Source organism: Streptomyces sp. NPDC005706 (genome assembly GCF_040631045.1).
Taxonomy (GTDB): Bacteria; Actinomycetota; Actinomycetes; order Streptomycetales; family Streptomycetaceae; genus Streptomyces.
Map to the genome: position 1 here is coordinate 45,951 of NZ_JBEXYS010000030.1, position 17,003 is coordinate 62,953.

Annotated in this window: 19 protein-coding genes; 8 read left to right on the top strand and 11 right to left on the bottom strand. The window is 72.9% G+C overall.

Features of this window, described 5'->3' with window-relative positions:
- Window positions 1–69: 69 nt before the first annotated feature.
- Both ABZ478_RS31870 and ABZ478_RS31875 read right to left on the bottom strand, forming a co-directional pair.
- Window positions 70–1,632: an arabinogalactan endo-1,4-beta-galactosidase gene (locus tag ABZ478_RS31870; protein ID WP_359554795.1), complete on the bottom strand. Its 1,563-nt coding sequence runs from the start codon at window positions 1,630–1,632 to the stop codon at window positions 70–72.
- Window positions 1,633–1,772: 140 nt separating this feature from the next.
- Window positions 1,773–3,839 carry a beta-galactosidase gene (locus ABZ478_RS31875; RefSeq protein WP_359554798.1) on the bottom strand — a complete coding sequence of 689 codons (2,067 nt, stop codon included), beginning with the start codon at window positions 3,837–3,839 and terminating at the stop codon, window positions 1,773–1,775.
- Between the two features lie 238 nt (window positions 3,840–4,077).
- Here ABZ478_RS31875 and ABZ478_RS31880 point away from each other — a divergent pair, with 238 nt between their 5' ends.
- From ABZ478_RS31880 to ABZ478_RS31905, 6 genes are all read left to right on the top strand, one after another.
- Window positions 4,078–5,397, top strand: a complete 1,320-nt coding sequence (locus ABZ478_RS31880) for an extracellular solute-binding protein (protein ID WP_359554800.1) — start codon at window positions 4,078–4,080, stop codon at window positions 5,395–5,397.
- A complete protein-coding gene (locus tag ABZ478_RS31885; protein ID WP_359554802.1) occupies window positions 5,394–6,320 on the top strand; it encodes a sugar ABC transporter permease in 927 nt (308 codons plus the stop codon). Before ABZ478_RS31880 ends, ABZ478_RS31885 begins: the two co-directional genes overlap by 4 nt.
- Complete coding sequence (locus ABZ478_RS31890; RefSeq protein ID WP_359554804.1) at window positions 6,317–7,234, top strand: carbohydrate ABC transporter permease; 918 nt, start codon at window positions 6,317–6,319, stop codon at window positions 7,232–7,234. The genes ABZ478_RS31885 and ABZ478_RS31890 overlap by 4 nt, the downstream gene beginning before the upstream one ends.
- Window positions 7,231–8,262: a LacI family DNA-binding transcriptional regulator gene (locus tag ABZ478_RS31895; RefSeq protein ID WP_359554807.1), complete on the top strand. Its 1,032-nt coding sequence runs from the start codon at window positions 7,231–7,233 to the stop codon at window positions 8,260–8,262. Before ABZ478_RS31890 ends, ABZ478_RS31895 begins: the two co-directional genes overlap by 4 nt.
- A gap of 148 nt (window positions 8,263–8,410) precedes the next feature.
- Complete coding sequence (locus ABZ478_RS31900; protein ID WP_359554810.1) at window positions 8,411–8,761, top strand: VOC family protein; 351 nt, start codon at window positions 8,411–8,413, stop codon at window positions 8,759–8,761.
- Window positions 8,762–8,834: 73 nt separating this feature from the next.
- Entirely contained in the window at window positions 8,835–9,233 is a 399-nt protein-coding gene (locus ABZ478_RS31905; protein ID WP_359554813.1) for a MarR family transcriptional regulator, read from the top strand.
- 61 nt (window positions 9,234–9,294) lie between these two features.
- On the opposite strand, the gene ABZ478_RS31910 is transcribed toward ABZ478_RS31905, so the two are convergent.
- From ABZ478_RS31910 to ABZ478_RS31920, 3 genes are all read right to left on the bottom strand, one after another.
- Window positions 9,295–9,696, bottom strand: coding sequence for an SseB family protein (locus ABZ478_RS31910; RefSeq protein ID WP_359554816.1), 402 nt, complete (start codon window positions 9,694–9,696; stop codon window positions 9,295–9,297).
- A 160-nt stretch (window positions 9,697–9,856) separates the two neighbouring features.
- Window positions 9,857–10,174: a DUF2795 domain-containing protein gene (locus ABZ478_RS31915; RefSeq protein ID WP_359554819.1), complete on the bottom strand. Its 318-nt coding sequence runs from the start codon at window positions 10,172–10,174 to the stop codon at window positions 9,857–9,859.
- Window positions 10,175–10,282: 108 nt separating this feature from the next.
- Window positions 10,283–10,429 carry a hypothetical protein gene (locus ABZ478_RS31920; protein WP_359554822.1) on the bottom strand — a complete coding sequence of 49 codons (147 nt, stop codon included), beginning with the start codon at window positions 10,427–10,429 and terminating at the stop codon, window positions 10,283–10,285.
- Window positions 10,430–10,608: 179 nt separating this feature from the next.
- On the opposite strand from ABZ478_RS31920, the gene ABZ478_RS31925 reads away from it, so the two are divergent.
- Window positions 10,609–10,803: a DUF2795 domain-containing protein gene (locus ABZ478_RS31925; RefSeq protein WP_359554825.1), complete on the top strand. Its 195-nt coding sequence runs from the start codon at window positions 10,609–10,611 to the stop codon at window positions 10,801–10,803.
- 109 nt (window positions 10,804–10,912) lie between these two features.
- On the opposite strand, the gene ABZ478_RS31930 is transcribed toward ABZ478_RS31925, so the two are convergent.
- Window positions 10,913–11,530, bottom strand: coding sequence for an AAA family ATPase (locus ABZ478_RS31930; protein ID WP_359554828.1), 618 nt, complete (start codon window positions 11,528–11,530; stop codon window positions 10,913–10,915).
- Between the two features lie 212 nt (window positions 11,531–11,742).
- Between ABZ478_RS31930 and ABZ478_RS31935 the strand changes: the two genes are divergently transcribed.
- Window positions 11,743–12,180 carry a cold shock domain-containing protein gene (locus ABZ478_RS31935; RefSeq protein WP_359554831.1) on the top strand — a complete coding sequence of 146 codons (438 nt, stop codon included), beginning with the start codon at window positions 11,743–11,745 and terminating at the stop codon, window positions 12,178–12,180.
- A 104-nt stretch (window positions 12,181–12,284) separates the two neighbouring features.
- Here ABZ478_RS31935 and ABZ478_RS31940 read toward each other — a convergent pair whose 3' ends face one another.
- From ABZ478_RS31940 to ABZ478_RS31960, 5 genes are all read right to left on the bottom strand, one after another.
- Window positions 12,285–13,160 carry a universal stress protein gene (locus ABZ478_RS31940; RefSeq protein WP_359554834.1) on the bottom strand — a complete coding sequence of 292 codons (876 nt, stop codon included), beginning with the start codon at window positions 13,158–13,160 and terminating at the stop codon, window positions 12,285–12,287.
- Window positions 13,161–13,256: 96 nt separating this feature from the next.
- On the bottom strand, window positions 13,257–14,210 hold the full coding sequence (locus ABZ478_RS31945) for a DUF1918 domain-containing protein (protein ID WP_359554837.1): 954 nt from the start codon (window positions 14,208–14,210) through the stop codon (window positions 13,257–13,259).
- A 16-nt stretch (window positions 14,211–14,226) separates the two neighbouring features.
- On the bottom strand, window positions 14,227–14,514 hold the full coding sequence (locus ABZ478_RS31950) for a DUF1876 domain-containing protein (RefSeq protein ID WP_359554840.1): 288 nt from the start codon (window positions 14,512–14,514) through the stop codon (window positions 14,227–14,229).
- A gap of 26 nt (window positions 14,515–14,540) precedes the next feature.
- Window positions 14,541–15,932: a nicotinate phosphoribosyltransferase gene (locus ABZ478_RS31955; RefSeq protein ID WP_359554843.1), complete on the bottom strand. Its 1,392-nt coding sequence runs from the start codon at window positions 15,930–15,932 to the stop codon at window positions 14,541–14,543.
- Window positions 15,933–16,091: 159 nt separating this feature from the next.
- Window positions 16,092–16,910, bottom strand: coding sequence for a universal stress protein (locus ABZ478_RS31960; protein WP_359554846.1), 819 nt, complete (start codon window positions 16,908–16,910; stop codon window positions 16,092–16,094).
- Window positions 16,911–17,003 lie beyond the last annotated feature (93 nt).

Here is a 17,003-nt window from a genome sequence, read left to right on the forward strand (position 1 = left end):
TCACGGATACGCGGCGGGGCCCGGCCGTCATTCACGGCCGGGCCCCGTCAGGCGTGGTTCAGGGGTGGATCAGCGGTGGCCGAACCATGTCATCGAGGACAGCGCCCGGTCGTCGTAGCCGAACAGGGCCTGGTTCTCCCAACCGTTGCCGGAGGAGGCGTCGGCCGGGTCCCAGCCGTTGCCGGTGACGGCCGTCCAGGTCGCCTCCCAGTAGAAGACGCCGAGGCCGCGGCCGCCCGGCACGGCCTCCACGATGCTCGCCACGTCGTTCATCCACTTGCTCTGGCCGGCCACGGTCGCCGGATAGCCGGGGACCAGCTCGCCGGTGGTGTCGATCTGGTCGGTGAGCGGGTCGTCGCTGTCGAGGCGGAAGGGACAGGCGGTCTCGGCGACGAACACGGGCTTGCCGTAGCGGGCGGCCGCGTCGTCCAGAGTGGTCTGGAAGTCGGCGAGCGGGCCGTGCCAGTAGCCGTAGTACGACAGCCCGATCGCATCGAACTTCAGGCCCTGGGCGACGGCGTTGTCGAACCACCACTCGGTGCCCGCCCTGTCACCGCCCTTGGCGAGATGCAGCGCGACGACCGTCGACGGGCTGACCGCCTTGGCGGCGCCGTAGCCGGAGTCGATCAGTCCGGCGAGCTGGGTCCAGTTGTCCGTGGAGCCCTCGTTCCACAGCATGCCGCCGTTGATCTCGTTGCCGACCTGGACCATGTCGGCGGTGGTGCCCTGCGCCTTCAGGGCGTTCAGCACGTCGTACGTGTGGTGGTACACGTCCGCCTTGAGCCGGGCGTAGGAGTGGCCCGCCCAGGCGGCCGGCTTGGCCTGGGCACCGGGGTCGGCCCAGGTGTCCGAGTAGTGGAAGTCGACGAGCAGCTTCATGCCCCGCGCCTTGATCCGCTTGGCCATGGCCGGCACGCGCGCCTTGTTGTTGTAGCCGTCGGCCGGGTTCACCCAGACCTTCAGCCGTGCGTAGTTCATGCCGTACGACTTGAGTACGGAGAGGGCGTCACCGGCGGTGCCGGAACTCGTCCGGTACACCCCGCCCCTGGCCTCGCTCTTGGCGAGGGAGGAGATGTCGGCGCCGTGGACGGAGGTGCCGGTGGTTCCGGGGGTGAAGGTCAGGTCGTCGACGTTGATCCAGTCGCCGGCGTTCGCGTCGCTGTTGACGCTGATGGTGCACTGGCCGCCGGTCACCTTGACGGGGGTGACGATGCGTATCCACCCACTGGAGGAGACCGGCAGGTCGGTGCGCTGCTCGGCGCTCCCGCAGTTCCGGAGCGCCAGGTAGGCCGCGTTCTGCCCGCCGCCGGACCGGACCCACGCACTGAGCACGTGGTTCCCGTCGGCCAGTCCGGACAGGTACTGGTACGTCTCCACCTTGTAGGCGGCGGCCGCGTAGTGGGTGAGGCGGTATCCGCCGCCGTGGCCGCCGGACTCGGTGTACGAGGCGCCGGTGTCGCCGTACTCGGACCAGCCGGCGGGCACGGCCATGCCGGAACCGCCCGTCTCGAAGCCGCCGTTGCTGAGGGTGCTCGCGGCCTGGGCGCTCTGCGCGGGCAGGGCGGTGAGGGCGAGCCCGGCCGCGAGCGGCAGCAGCAGGGCTCTGATGGTGCGTCCGGGATGGAACTTCATCGTCCGTCGTCCCTTCGACGTGAGTGGGTCGGGAAGGCTTCTCCGGCGGGCTCCGGACTCCGGGATCCGGACTCCTGGGCCCGCGAGAGAACCCCTCCGCCCGCGGCACCCACGGCTCGCACGGGCGGAGGGGAGCAGGCTCAGCCGTCGAGCCGTACGACCCGGACGGCTCCCGCAGGGACCGGCAGGCGGCCCGCGGCGCGTTCGCCCGTCAGCAGCTCGGTGCCGGGCACGTCCAGCGGCACCTTGGCGTCGGTGGCCGTGTGGTTCACGGCGAACAGGTAGGTGCCGGACTCGCCGGCGCGGCGGACGACCTCGACGTCCCGGGGCAAATCGGCGCGCGGGGCGATCCGGGCGTCGTCCGCGGCCAGGCCGACGAGCGCGGCGAGGCCGCCGGCGTCCAGGCGGGTGGAGACGTACCAGGCGGTGCCCTCGCCCAGCCGGTGCCGGGTGACGGCCGGGCGCCCCGCGGTGAGGCCGTCGGCGTAGGTCCACACGGTCTCGGCGCCGCGCGGCACCACGAACTCGGTCCAGACGTCACCGGTGATGCCGGAGCCGTCCGACCCGGAGCCGTCCGGCCGGGTGCCGTCGGGCGTGGTGCCGTCGGGCCCGGTCAGGCGCACCCGTTCGCCGTGCAGCAGCGGTGAGAACTCCTCCACCGTCAGTCCGAGGACGTCCCGCAGCGCCCCCGGACAGGCGCCCTCGTGGACGGCGTCGTGCTGGTCGACGATGCCGGAGAAGTACGAGACCACGAGCGTGCCGCCGTGTTCGACGTACTCCCTGAGGTTGCGCCCGGCCGCCTCGGTCATCAGGTACAGGGCCGGTACGACGACAAGGGGATAGGCCGACAAGTCGGCTTCCGGGTGGGCGAAGTCGACGGTGAGGTGGTGGTCGTAGAGGGCCTCGTAGAAGGAGTCGGCGCGCTCGCGCGGATCGTGGTCCTCACTGGGCCGCCAGTCGAGGGACTGCGCCCACCAGGACTGCCAGTCCCACAGCAGGGCGGCGTCGGCCTCGGTGCGGGTGCCCCGGATCGCGGCCAGCGAGTCGACGGCCGCGCCGAGTTCGACCACCTCCCGCCAGACGCGGGTGTCGGTGCCGCCGTGCGGGAGCATCGCCGAGTGGAACTTCTCGGCGCCGCGCCGGGACTGTCGCCACTGGAAGAACATGGCGCCGTCGGAGCCGCGGGCCACGTGGGAGAGGGAGTTGCGGGCCATCTGCCCCGGCGCCTTGGCGGGGTTGCGGGGCTGCCAGTTGACGCCCGAGGTGGAGTGCTCCAGCAGCAGCCAGGGGGCGCCGCCGGCCACGGAGCGGGTGAGGTCCGCGGCCATCGCCAGGTTGACATGGGTGCGGCGGCCGTCGGTGATCAGGTAGTGGTCGTTGGTGACGAGGTCGACCTCGCGGCCCCAGGCCCAGTAGTCCATCGAGTCGCACTGGCTGAGCGCGGTCATGAAGTTGGTGGTCACCGGCACGCCCGGCGACAGGCGGTGCAGAATGTCCCGCTCGGCGCGGAAGTTCTCACGGATGGTGGCGTCGGCGAACCGCCGGTAGTCCAGCGCCTGCCCGGGGTTGCCCGCGGTCGGGGTGGCCCGGGGCGGGTTGATCTGCTCCAGGCCGGTGTAGCGCTGGCCCCAGAAGGCGGTTCCCCAGGCCTCGTTGACCGCCTCCACGTCGCCGTACGTGCCGGCGAGCCAGCGGCGGAAGTGAGCGGCGCAGGTGTCGCAGTAGCAGGCGGAGACGGGGACGCCGTACTCGTTGTGCACGTGCCACAGGGCCAGGGCGGGGTGGTCGCCGTAGCGTTCGGCGAGCCGGGTGGTGATGTTCGCGGCGGCGGCGCGGTAGTCGGGGTCGCTGTGGCAGATCGCGCCGCGTGAGCCGAACTCGTAGCGCACGCCCTCCGCGGTGACCGGCAGCGCCTCGGGGTGGGCCCGGTAGAACCAGGCGGGGGGCACCACGGTGGGGGTGCCGAGGTCGACCCGGATGCCGTTCTCGTGCAGCAGGCCGAGGACCCGGTCCAGCCAGCCGAAGTGGTACTCGCCGGGCGCGGGCTCCAGCAGGGCCCAGGAGAAGATGCCGACGCTGACCATCGTCACGCCGGCCTCGCGCATCAGCCGGACGTCCTCCTGCCAGACGTGCTCCGGCCACTGCTCGGGGTTGTAGTCCCCGCCGAAGGCGAGCCTGGTGAGGCCCCTGGGGCTGATGTCCGGCATGGATCTCTCCCGTTTGAATCGATCATTTGGGAACGTGCACACACAACATCGACGGTGCGATCCCAACATAACCGCACAGCAACAACCATTGACAAGTGTCCGGGATGTTTCTCTACTGTGAACGCTCACAGAAGCGTGGCAGGGCCTTTCGACGTGAAGGGACCCAGGTCATGTGAACGATCACATCTGCATGGCAGGTCCCCGCAGCGGGCGGGGACCCAGGTCAGGGGAGAGATCCATGCCGCACACGAAGCGCCGTCGCCTCGTGACAACCGCACTCGCCGTCTCGCTCGGCGCCACCACCCTCGCCGCCTGCGGCTCGTCCGACGGCGACGCCAAGGCCGAGTCCGGCCCGGTCTCGCTGACCTACTGGACCTGGGCGCCCGGCATGGACAAGGTCGTGGACCTGTGGAACAAGGGGCCGGGCAAGAAGGAGCACATCACCGTCACGGTGAAGAAGCAGGCCTCCGGCGACGCCCTGGTCACCAAGATCCTCACCGCGCACAAAGCCAGGAAGGCGCCGGACCTGGTGCAGGCCGAGTACCAGGCGCTGCCGACGCTGGTCAGCAACGACGCGCTGGCCGACATATCCGAGGACGTCGGCGACATCAAGGGCAAGTTCGCCGGCGTCGTCTGGCAGCAGGCCACACTGGGCACGGACGCCGTCTACGCGGTTCCGCAGGACATCGGCCCGATGATGTTCTACTACCGCGCGGACCTGTTCAAGGAGTACGGGCTGAAGGTCCCCACCACCTGGGAGCAGTTCGCCGAGACCGCCCGCGCGCTGCGCAGGAAGGCGCCGGACAAGTACCTGACCACCTTCTCCGCCAACGACTCGGGCCTCTTCGCGGGTCTCGCGCAGCAGGCCGGCGCCAAGTGGTGGACCACCTCCGGTGACAAGTGGAAGGTCTCGATCGACGACGCGGCCACCCAGAAGGTCGCGAAGTTCTGGGGCGGCCTGGTCAAGGAGGGCGCGATCGACAACCAGCCGATGTACCAGCCGGCCTGGAACAAGGCGCTCGACACCGGCAAGCAGATCGCCTGGGTCAGCGCCGTGTGGGCGCCGGGCACGCTCACCACGGCCGCGCCGGACACCAAGGGCAAGTGGGCCATGGCCCCGCTCCCCCAGTGGTCGCTCGACCAGGAGGCCACCGGAAGCTGGGGCGGCTCCTCCACCGCGGTGACCACCGACTCCGCGCACCGGGCGGCCGCCGCCGAGTTCGCCGCGTGGCTGAACACCGACGGCGCCGCCCTCAACGCGCTGGCCAAGGAGGGCGGCATCTACCCGGCCTCCACCTCGGCGCAGCTCAGCGGCGCCTTCTCCAACCCGCCGGCGTTCTTCTCCAACCAGGCGGACTTCTACACCAAGGCCGCCGGCATCGCGAAGACCACCGCGCCGTCCGCCTGGGGCCCGAACGTGAACGTCGCCTACGCCACCTTCAACGACGCGTTCGGCGCCGCCGCCAAGAACAAGTCGGACTTCGCCGCCGCCCTGAACACGATGCAGGACGCCACGGTCGCCGACTTGAAGAAGCAGGGCTTCGGGGTCTCGCGGTGACCAGCACCACGAGCCGGAGGCCGTACGGGGTCAAGGGGGCCCCGTACGGCTTCCTCCTCCCCGCCACGGTCCTGTTCCTGCTGTTCTTCGCCCTGCCCATCGGCTACGCGGTCTGGCTCAGCTTCCGCAAGGTGCGCGTCTCCGGGCTGGGGCTCGGCGCCGGCGCCCGCAGCGAGGTCTGGGCCGGCTTCGAGAACTACACCGGGGCGCTCCGGGACAGCGAGCTGCTGCACGGGGCGCTGCGGGTGCTCGGTTACGGCTGCATCGTGATCCCGGTGATGCTCGGCCTCGCCCTGCTGTTCGCGCTGATGCTCGACACCGACCGGGTGCGGTTCACCCCGGTCACCCGGCTGGCGATCTTCCTGCCGTACGCCATCCCCGGTGTGGTGGCCGCGCTGATGTGGGGCTTCCTGTACCTGCCGGACGTCAGCCCGTTCTACTTCGTGCTCGACCGGCTGGACCTGCCGCAGCCGGATCTGCTGGACGGCGGTCCGCTGTACCTCGCCCTGTCGAACATCGCGGTCTGGGGCGGCACCGGGTTCAACATGATCGTCATCTACACCTCACTGCGCTCCATCCCGGCCGAGGTGTACGAGGCGGCGAAGCTGGACGGGGCCACCCCGCTGCAGATCGCGCTGCGGATCAAGATCCCGATGGTCGCGCCCTCGCTGGTGCTGACCTTCTTCTTCTCGATCATCGCGACGCTCCAGGTGTTCAACGAGCCGACCACCCTCAAGCCGCTCACCAACTCGGTCGACACGAGCTGGAGTCCGCTGATGAAGGTGTACCAGGACGCCTTCCACCGGGGCGACATCTACGCGGCCGCCGCCGAGGCGACGCTGATCGCGCTGGCCACCCTGGTGCTGTCCTTCGCCTTCCTGCGGGCCGCGAACCGCCGCAACAAGCAAGAGGAAGCACGATGAGTTCTCTCGCCGTCCGCAAGGCGGCACCGACCGCGGGGACCACGCCGGGTACGGCCCAGGGGCCTCCCGCCGCCCCCGGCGCGCGCCGCGGGATCGCGCTGGTGCCGACCCTGACCCTGCTGCTCGGCGCGGTCTACACGCTGCTGCCGGTCGCCTGGGTGGTCATCGCGTCCACCAAGTCCGGGCGGGAGCTGTTCTCCACCTTCACCTTCCTGCCCGGCACCGGCTTCACCGGCAACATCCGGGACCTGAACGCCTACCGCGACGGCATCTACTGGTCCTGGATGGGCAACTCCGCGCTGTACGCCGGGCTCGGCGCGCTGCTGTCGACCGCCGTCTCCGCGTTCAGCGGCTACGCGCTGGCGACGTACCGCTTCCGGGGCCGCGAGGCGATGTTCAACGTCCTGCTCGCGGGCGTGCTGATGCCGCCGGTGATCCTGGCGATCCCGCAGTACCTGCTGCTGGCGAAGGCCGACCTCACGGACTCCTGTCTCTCCGTGCTGCTGCCGCAGATCCTCTCGCCGTACGGGGTCTACCTCTCCCGGATCTACGCGGCCGCGGCCGTGCCCGCCGACGTGGTGGAGGCCGGCCGGATGGACGGGGCGAGCGAGTGGCGGATCTTCACCCGGATCGCACTGCCGATGATGATCCCCGGCATGGTCACCGTGTTCCTCTTCCAGTTCGTGGCCGTGTGGAACAACTTCCTGCTGCCGTACATCGTGCTCAGCGACGACGAGAAGTTCCCGCTCACGCTGGGTCTGTACACGCTGCTGGAGCAGGGCTCCAACACCCCCGCGCTGTACACCCTGGTGATCACGGGCGCGTTCCTCGCGGTGCTGCCGCTGATCGTCCTGTTCCTGGTCATCCAGCGGTTCTGGAGCCTTGATCTGCTGTCCGGGGCCGTAAAGTCATGACCATGAGCAATTCGGGGGCCCGGCGCAAACCGCCGACGATCCACGACGTCGCGCGCGAGGCGGGGGTCTCACGAGGCACCGTCTCGCGCGTGCTCAACGGCGGCCACTACGTCAGCCCCGCCGCGCGGGAGTCGGTCGACGCCGCCATCAAGAAGACCGGCTACGTCGTGAACCGGCACGCCCGTTCGCTGATCACCGGCCGCTCCGACTCCGTCGGCTTCCTGCTGACCGAGCCGCAGGAGCGGTTCTTCGAGGACCCCAACTTCAATGTCCTGCTGCGCGGTTGCACCCAGGCGCTGGCCGCGCACGACATCCCGCTGCTGCTGATGCTGGCGGGCACGGAGGACGAACGGCGCCGGATCACGCGCTACATCACCGCCGGGCACGTCGACGGGGTGCTCCTGGTCTCCAGCCACTCGGGTGACCCGGTCGCCGAGGAGCTGCGGGACGCGGGCGTGCCCCTGGTCGCCTGCGGCAAGCCCATCGGGATGGGCTCGAAGGTGAGTTACGTGGCCGCCGACGACCGGGACGGCGCCCGGGACATGGTCCGGCACCTGCTGGCGCAGGGGCGGCGGCGGATCGGTGTGGTGACCGGTCCGCTGGACACCCCCGGTGGTGTGGAGCGGCTGGCGGGCTACCGTGAGGTGCTCGCCGAGGCGGGCGTCGAGGTGGACGAGCGGCTGATCGTCTCCGGCGACTACAGCCGCTCCAGCGGTGAGGCGGGCGCCGAGCTGCTGCTGGCGCGGGCCGCGGACATGGACGCCGTGTTCGTCGCCTCCGACCTGATGGCGCAGGGCGTGCTGGCGGCGCTGCACCGGGCGGGCAGGCGGGTGCCGGACGACATCGCCGTCGGCGGTTTCGACGACTCCCCCGCGGCGACCGCGGCGACCCCGGCGCTCACCACCATCCGCCAGCCGTGGGACCGGATCAGCAACGAGATGGTGCGGGTGCTGCTCGCCCAGATAGGCGGGGAGGACCCGGCCGCGGTGATCCTCCCGACTGAACTGGTCCGCCGGGAGTCGGCCTGAGCCGGCGGTCCGTGGCGCGGACGCGGCGCCCGGGCCCCGGTCGGCGCAACCGGTCAGGATCGGAGAAGCGGCAGCGGGCCCGCCCGTCCTAGCGTGGAGGTCACCGGCGGGGAGCCGTCGGGGCAGCCACCTTCGAGGAGTGAGTTCCATGACCGCCGGCCTGCAGACGATCATCTACCCCGTCAAGGACCTGGAGAAGGCCAAGCCGCTGTTCGCGGCGCTGCTGGGGGTCGAGCCGTACGCGGACGAGCCGTACTACGTCGGCTTCAAGGCCGCCGGGCAGGACGTCGGTCTCGATCCGAACGGGCACGCCAAGGGCATGACCGGACCGGTCCCCTACTGGCACGTCACCGATCTGCGGGAACGGCTGGCCGCGCTGGTGGGGGCCGGCGCCGAGCTGCTGCAGGACGCGCAGGACGTCGGCGGCGGCCGGCTGATCGCGTTCGTCCGGGACGCCGACGGCAACCTGGTGGGCCTGCTCCAGGACCCGGCCGCCTGAACCGCCGCCGGCCCCCGGCACCCGCACTAGTTGCACACTCAACGATTGGCCGGAACGGTGCTACGGTGCGGGTATGGCAGTCAAGACGGCCGATGCCCGGCTCGAGGAACGGTGGCGGGACATCCTCACCGTGCACGCGCGCACGATGTGCGAGATCGACCGCGCCCTGCATCCGCACGGGCTCGGCGCCAGCGACTTCGAGGTGCTGGACATCCTCGCCGCCGAGTCGCCCGCGGAGGGCGACCAGTGCCGGGTGCAGAACCTGGTCGGACGGGTTCATCTCAGTCAGAGCGCGCTGTCCCGGCTGATCGGCCGGCTGGAGAAGGACGGCCTGGTCGAGCGCTCGGTGTGCGCGGAGGACCGGCGCGGGGTGTGGGTCGCGCTGACCCGCAGGGGCCGCGATCTGCACGCCGAGGTACTTCCGCTGCAGCGGGCCGTGCTGGAGCGGATGCTGGCCGAACGGGCCCGATGACCTCACCCGGACCGCGGGGCACCGTCGCGTGCCCCGCGGCTCCGGCGTACGCACCGGCCGCTCAGCGGGCCAGCAGGGTGCGCACCCCCTGCGAGGTGAGCGTCAGCCCGTGGGCGGAGCTGCCGTCGATGGCGAGGGAGAGGTCCTCCTCGGGCCACTGGGAGGCCAGGGCGCCGAGCGGTATCAGGCGGTAGCGGGAGATGAACGGCAGCAGCTCGGCCATCATCCCCTCCGAGGTGAAGACCGGGACGACCGGATCGCCACCGCTCTGTTCGAGGACGGGCAGTGCGACGGTCGAGGCGTCGGCACCCTCCCCGTCCACCGCCTCGTCCGGCACCGGGACGAGCACCTCGCTGTGCGCGAGGGTGTCCAGGGCGATCTGGTCCTCGGCGTTCACGGCCAGCGCGTCGAGCGCCTGCTGGGCCGGCGTGGGCAGTTGGTCGTCGTGCGCGGGTGTCTCCATGGCAGATCCCCAGGTAGCGGCGGTACGGGCACACGGCCGGGACGGGCCCGGGCGTGCTCCCGCCTCGCGTACCCGGTTCGGATTCGAGCCATGCGTGCGGATTCCGGGGAGGTGCCGCGGCCGGCCGGTGAGGGCCGGCCGGCGGGGCGGGCCGCGCGGCTCAGCGGCCGAACTCCTCCTGGATCGGCGTCCTCGGCTCCTCGCGCAGATGCCGGGCCAGTCCGGGCCTGCCGCCTTCGCGCGCCCGTGCGATCCGCTGCGCGGCCTCGGGGTCGAGGTCCGCGGCGGGGTCCACCCGGACCGACCCGGCGACCTCCTCGCGGTCGGCGTACTGCTCGGGCGGCATGCCGCGCAGGGCCCTGACCACCTCTTCCGGCGCGCTCGCGGCACGGGCCGCCGTCACCAGCCGGTCCTTCCCGGCGGGGAAGTCGACGCCCCTGATCGCGGCCAGCACGTCGGGAACTCCGGTGCGTTCCATGGGGTCTCCTCCTTCAGGTCTCCTCCGCTCGTTCCGAGTTCCGCCGGCCGGTCCGTTCCGCTCGTCGGTGCCGGTGAGTTCCGGCTCGTCGGTGCGTTCCGATCGTCGTCACTCGTCGCCGTCGGAGCCGTCGCGGTCGTTGTCGTCGTCGTCCCGCTCGCCCTCGGCCTGTGAGGGAGTGGTGCGCGGCGGTCCGGCCGCCGTCGTGTCGTCGTCGCGTTCGCCCTCGGCCTGCGAGGGGGTCTGCTCGGCCATCCCGGTGCCTCCACACCTCTCGTGTGCCTGTGCGGACATCCCGAGTACCCGCCCGCATCGGATCCCATGACGGGAGGAACCAGGATGAATCCGGCACCACGGGTCGGGGTACCTGGGCGGTCCGGCACGATGCGCGCGCCGGACGACCGCAGAACCCTTCCCACCGCTCTGGAGGAACCATGGCGGGTGTCAGCCCCACCGATCTGCAGAAGGCCCTGTCCGGAGCGGAGTACCCGTGCGACTCCGCCCGCCTCCGGAAGGTCGCCGAGGACAACCACGCGCCGAAGGAGGTCACCGAGCGCATCGCGCATCTCGGGAAGAAGGAGTTCCAGAATCCCGCCGAGGTGAGCAAGGCCGTCTTCCGCGGCGAGTAGCCGATCGAGTGCGCGCGGCGCCCGGACCCTCCGCTCCGGCCGCCGCGTGGTGCGCCGTCCCGGACGGCCCGCGGCCGGGGCGCGGTACGCCTCGGCCCGCCGATCGGGGTCACTCCCCGTCGCGCGATGCCGCCCGGAGCCTCTCGAAGGCGGTGGGGCGCGGCCGGTCCCCCATGAAGTCGCTGATGCGCAGGGCGCATTCACGCGGGGACAGGACGCTGCTGTCCACCTCGACGTCGTGCGGCCCGTGCGCGTGGACGTGCTCGTACTGCAGGGCGGCCAGCCCCGGCTGCCGGTCGCCCCGGGCGCGCTCCCGGCGCTCCAGCTCGGGCAGGGGGCAGCGGACCGCGACCAGGACGGTGTCTTCGGGCACCAAGAGGCCCAGCAGGTCGAGCAACCGCCAGCGGCGGCTGAGCGGATGGTCCACGACGAGGTTGTTGCCGCCCGCCGCCATCCCCGCGACGGCGCGGTGGAAGCCCTTGACGGTGCGGTCGATCTCGGCCGGGAGGTCCGCGCCGGCGACCGGTCGGCCGCCGCGCATGGCGTGGAAGGTGTCGACGGGCATGTGGAACCAGGTGCCGTCGAGCACCTCCAGAAGCGCCCGGGCGATGCTCGACTTGCCCGAGCTGGACGTGCCGTTGAGCAGGACGACCGTACCCCCGGCCGGTGTGCCGGGGATGCGCGCGTGGTCCGGGTCGGCCGGGTGCGGAGCCGCTTCGGTCGCCATGGGTCGTCCTTCCGTCGGCGAGGGCCCTGAGCCGGGCGAGGCGCCGTGATCATCGCACCCCGGCGTGTACGGCGACGCGCGCGGCGGCTCGTGCGACGGCCCGCACGGGCGGGCGGGGCCGGGTGCGGCTCGCCCCGGCGGCGCGCGGTGGCCTAGTCTTCTGCGCTGGTGACGGCCCGGGCAAGGGGGCCGGTTCTTTGGGGGTTGGTGGCATGGTCGCTGGTCGGGTGGTGCGGTTCGACGGTTCCCGGGGGTACGGGTTCATCGCTCCGGAGGACGGCACCGAGGACGTCTTCCTGCACGTGAACGATCTGCTCATTCCCGAGCAGCAGTTGCGTCCGGGGCTCGTGGTGGAGTTCGAGGTCGAGGAGGGCGACCGGGGCCCGAAGGCCTCGGCGGTGAAGCTGGCCCCTGCGTCCGTCGGCGGGCCGGCGCTGGTCAGGGGCGGGGGCGGGGTTCCCTTCCCGGGCGCAGCCAGGCAGCCGGACGGCGACGACTCGCTGTGCGACGTCCTCACCCCGGACGAGTACCTCCACGAGGTCACCGAGATCCTGCTGGCCACCGCGCCGTCCCTGACCGGGGAGCAGATCCTTCAGGTCCGGCTCGGGCTGCTGCGGTTCGGCAGGAACCACGGGTGGACCGAGGACTGAGACGCCACGGTGGCGCCAGGGATGTTCCCCCTGGTCAGGCCTTGCCCTTGCTGACCATCCACGTGACCTTCGCGGCCTGAGAACGCCAGATGCCGCGGTGGGCCTCAGACGCGGTGCGGGACGACGGCGACCGGACACCGCGCGTGGTGCAGCAGGGCGTGGGCGACCCTGCCGAGCTGCAGACCGAGATGGCCCTGGTGCCGCACGGCGCCGACGACGATCAGATCGGCCCCGGCCGACGCCTCCAGCAGCACCCGGTGGGCGGGGCCCTCGGCCGGCCGGCGTTCGATCTCCAGCCCGGGGTGCTCCCGTTCGGTCTCGCGCAACGCCTCGTCGAGGCCGGCCAGGGCCCGGTCCTCGCGGGACCGGGCGGCGGCGTCGGCGATCAGCATGTGGTCCACGGGTTGCTGGGCCGGAGTGCGCCAGGCCCGTACGGCCGTCAGGCCACAGCCGCGCACCTCCGCCTCGCGGGCGGCGAACCGCAGGGCACCCGCGCTGCCGGCCGACTCGCCCACTCCGGCCACGATCCGGCCCCGGGACCCCGCGATGTTCCGCTCGGTTCCCCGGACCACGACGACCGGGCACACGGCGCGCGCCGCCACCGCGAGGCTCACCGACCCCAGCAGCAGACCGGCGATCTCGCCCCGCCCGCGCACTCCGGTGACCAGGGCGGAGGCCGTGGGCGCCGCCGCCAGCAGCACGGCCACCGGATCGGCGGGCAGCACCTCGCCGGACACCTTCACCTCCGGCTCGCGTGCCCGGACACGTTCGGCGCAGGAGGCGACGATGTGCTGCGCCATGACCTCCTCGGCGGGACGGCCGGTGCCGAAGGACGGCCGGGCACCCTCGTAGCGCTCCCACAGCGACGCGTGGACCAGGCGCAGCGGCAGCCCGCGCCGCCGCGCCTCGGCCGCCGCCCAGTCGACCGCGAGCAGACTGCAGTCCGAGCCGTCCACGCCCACGACCAGCGGGAGTTCCATCGCCGCCACCGCCTTCTCCGTCCGGTTGCCCCCCCCTTGCCGTGGTCCCCCGTCCTCTCCCCTGCCGTACCGTCGCCCGGTCGCCGCGCCGCCCGGTCAGGGGCCGGGGGTGATGCGGCGGCCGGTGAGCCGCGTGGGCCGGATCGACACCCACAGCTCGCGTTCACCGCCCGCCCACGGCTCGCCGTACGCGCCCCCGGCGAGACGCCGTGCGGCGTCCGGGTTCGTGACGGCGCGCGCGGGGCCCACCGCGAGCACGCTCCAGCCCTGGCTGAGCGCCTCGTCCAGGTGGTCCACCTCGAAGGCGACGTCCGTGCCCACGGCCGCCGCGGGCACCGAGCCCGGGGTGGTCCGGAAGGCGATCGCGTCGTCGACGATCTCGTAGTTGACCGGGACGACCGCGGGCCGGCCGTCGGGCGCCGTCACCGCGACGCGGCCGACGCCGTGGGTGGCCAGCAGGGCGCGGCACTCCTGTGGGCCGAGGTCCCGCAGGTGCGGATGGAGCAGCGCGTGGCCCTGGCCGGGTGGCAGATCGGCGCCTCGGCCGCGCAGTACGGCGACGGTGGTGCCGAGCGCGTCGGCCAGCCTGACGAGGGTGGCGAGCGTCGGGTCGGCGGGATGTTCCTCCAGGTAGGCCAGGTAGTCGGGGGACATGCGGGCGCGGCCCGCCGTCTCCTCCCGGCTGAGCCCCCGGCGCCGGCGTTCGACCGCCACGCGCCGGCCGATGTCGCCGGCCGCTGGGGCGGCGAACTCCGGGGCGCCGAATGCCGGGGCGGCACCGGACACGGCACCGGACGCCTGCGAGGCCTCGTGGCCGGACGGTGGTGTGCCGTGCCCGATGTGGTCGGACGGTGGTGTGCCGTGCCCGATGTGGTGGATGTGCGCGTCGGGTCCGGGGAACACCAGCGACACCTGTTCCGTGTCCGACCAGCGCACGTCGTAGGGCGGTGTGCCGTCCTCGTGGTGGAGTCCGACGATCTCGCCGTCGCGCCGGGCGATGCCGGTCGCCGGGCTTTCCACGACGAGCTGGTCGCCGAGGTGAGCTCGCATGGTCGCCGCCCTCTCCTCAGAGTGATGCCGTCTTCAGGGTTCCGGGGCCGGACCCGGGTGCCCCGATGCCCTGGATGTCCCGTTCGGCGGTGGTCAGCAGCTGCTTGGCGAGGTCGACCATGGCCCGGCCCGCCGCCAGTTCGTCACCGATCTCCGGTACGTTCGCGTCCGCCGGGTGGCAGTGCGCCGCCCCTTCGCCGGTGAGCGCCGCGGTGCCGGTGTCCAGCACCACGTGCGCCTTCGTCGTCCCCTCGTCGTCCTCGAAGAGGTGGAGGCGGACCTTCCACTCAGCCGTGTGCGACATCGTTTCTCTCCTCACCTGGATGCCGGTCAATGGGCCGCGGGCCGGAGCGCTCCGCGGGCGGCGGGCCCCGCGCCGGGCGGCCGGGGGCCGGCCGCGGACATCCGCTCCTCGATGCGCCGCCGGACATCGGCGGCGAGCGCGGCGAGCCGGCCGGACACCGTCGCGCGGGGCGCGACCGGGGCGCGGACGTGGCGGGCGGCGGGCGGCAGCCCGTCCAGATCCGCGGCGAAGCGCGCCCGGCCGTCGTCGAGCGTGGGCCGCCCGCCGGTGCGCCGCCCGCCGGCCATCACGGTCTCCAGCAGCGGTGTGCCGTCGCCCGGCGGCCGCTCGTCGGCGAGGGCGATCACATCGGCGTATCCGGGGCGGCGGAACACCTGCTTGGGGCCGGGCGCCGTCACCTTCGCCGACGACAGCTTCATCACCGGCCGGCCGTCGTACTCCACCATCTTGTAGGCGGAGTCCAGATACGGTGCGTCGGCCGAGACGCCGACGCGGGTGCCCACGGCGAAGACGTCGATCGGGGCCCGGGAGCGCACCAGGTCGTCCACGGCGTACTCGTCGAGCCCGCCGCTGGCGATGATCCGTACGTCCGGCAGCCCCGCGTCGTCCAGCAGGGCCCGGGCGCGTACCGCCAGGGCCCCGAGGTCGCCGCTGTCGAGCCGTACGGCCGAACCGGTCCCGCGGTCCAGGTCGCGCAGGACGCGGGCGGCGACGCGCACGCCGGCCTCGGTGTCGTAGGTGTCCACCAGCAGGGTCAGCGGCCCCGGGTGGGTCCGGGCGAAGGCGCGGAACGCCTCCTCCTCGCCGGGGAACGCCTCCACGTAGGAGTGGGCCATGGTGCCCACGGCGGGTGTGCCGGTGGCCGTGGCGGCGGCCACGTTGCTGGTCCCGGCGAAACCGACCAGCGCGCCGAGCCGGGCGGCCTGGAACCCGGCCTGCGGGCCGTGGGTGCGCCGCAGGGAGAAGTCCACGACCGGGTGTCCGTCCGCCGCGAGCGCGCAGCGCGCGGCCTTCGAGGCGATGAGCGTCTGATGGCTGATCCGGTTCAGCACGTACGTCTCGACGAGCTGTGCCTCGGGCAGGGGCGCGGTCACCTCCAGCAGGGGCTCGCCCGCGAGCACGATCCGCCCCTCCGGCACGGCCCGCACCCGGCCGGTGAACTCCAGTCCCAGCAGGGGCCGCAGATCGTCCGCCGGCCGGTGCAGCGCGGCGGCGAAGTCCTCGACGTCCTCGGGGCCGACGTGCAGGCCGGCGAGGTACTCCAGGGCCGACTCGAGACCCGCGGCGACCAGGAAGCCGCGCTCGGGGGGCAGGTCGCGGACGAACAGGCTGAACGTCGCGGGGCCCGCCATGCCCTCCCGCAGGTAGGACAGGGCCATGGTGACCTCGTACAGGTCGGTGGTCGTCGCCTCCGACATCGGCGTCGCCTCCTCGGCTCCCCCTGTCGTCCCACGATCGGACGGCGGCGGGCCTCGCTCACAGGGCCGAACGGCCCTGCCGTGCCGACGTCCGGCCCCCGGCGGCCGGACGTCGGGGCAACTCCCGGCCGACGGATCCGGTCAGGTCACCGGCCCCGGTCAGGTCCGGGGCACGACCGCGACCGGGCACGGCGCGTGGTGGAGCATCGCGTGGCCGGTCAGGCCCAGTTGGAGACCGGGGTGCCCGTGCCGCCGCGGAGCACCGACGATCAGCAGGTCCGCGCCGGACGCGGCGTCGAGCAGTTCCCGGCGGGCCGGCCCCTCGATCACCCTGCGGGTCACCGGGACGTCGCCGTAACGGTCCGTCAGTCCGCGCAGTGCGTCGTCGAGCACCTGGGGCGGCGGGCGCCGGTGGGCCTCCAGGGCCCATGAGGGAGCCTGCGCCGTGGCGTGCGCGTCGAGCGGCGCGGTCCAGGCGTGCACCGCCACCAGCCCGCACCGCCGCACCTGCGCCTCACGGAAGGCGAACGCCACCGCCGTGGCGCTGCCCTCCCCGTTCTCGACGCCGACGACGACGCTGCCGAACCTGGCCTCCCGGTTTTCGGCGGCTTCGCGCACCACGACGACCGGGCACTCCGCCCGGGCCGCCACGGCCAGGCCGACGGACCCCAGGAGCATCGCGTCGAGGTCCCCGAGTCCCCTGGAGCCGAGGACCAGAGCGAAGGCGTCGTGTCCCTTGCCGACCAGCGCGGTCGCCGGGTCGGCGTGCAGCACCTCGCTGGTCAGCGGCACCGTGGGGGCGTCCCGCCGGACACGCTCCGTGGCGGCGCCGATCAGACCGGCGGCGTCCCGGTCCCCCGCCGTCACGTGCACCAGGTGCAGCGGCACGCCGTGCCGGGCCGCCTCGCCGGCGGCCCAGTCCACCGCCGCCAGGCTCGCCTCGGAGCCGTCGAGGCCGACCACCAGGGGAATCGTCACCGCCGTCGTCTCCTCTCGGGCCGGGCCCGTCCGAGCCGGCGGACCCGGCCACCCGGGTCTCCAGCTTCGTACCTGACGGGTGCGGCCGCCACG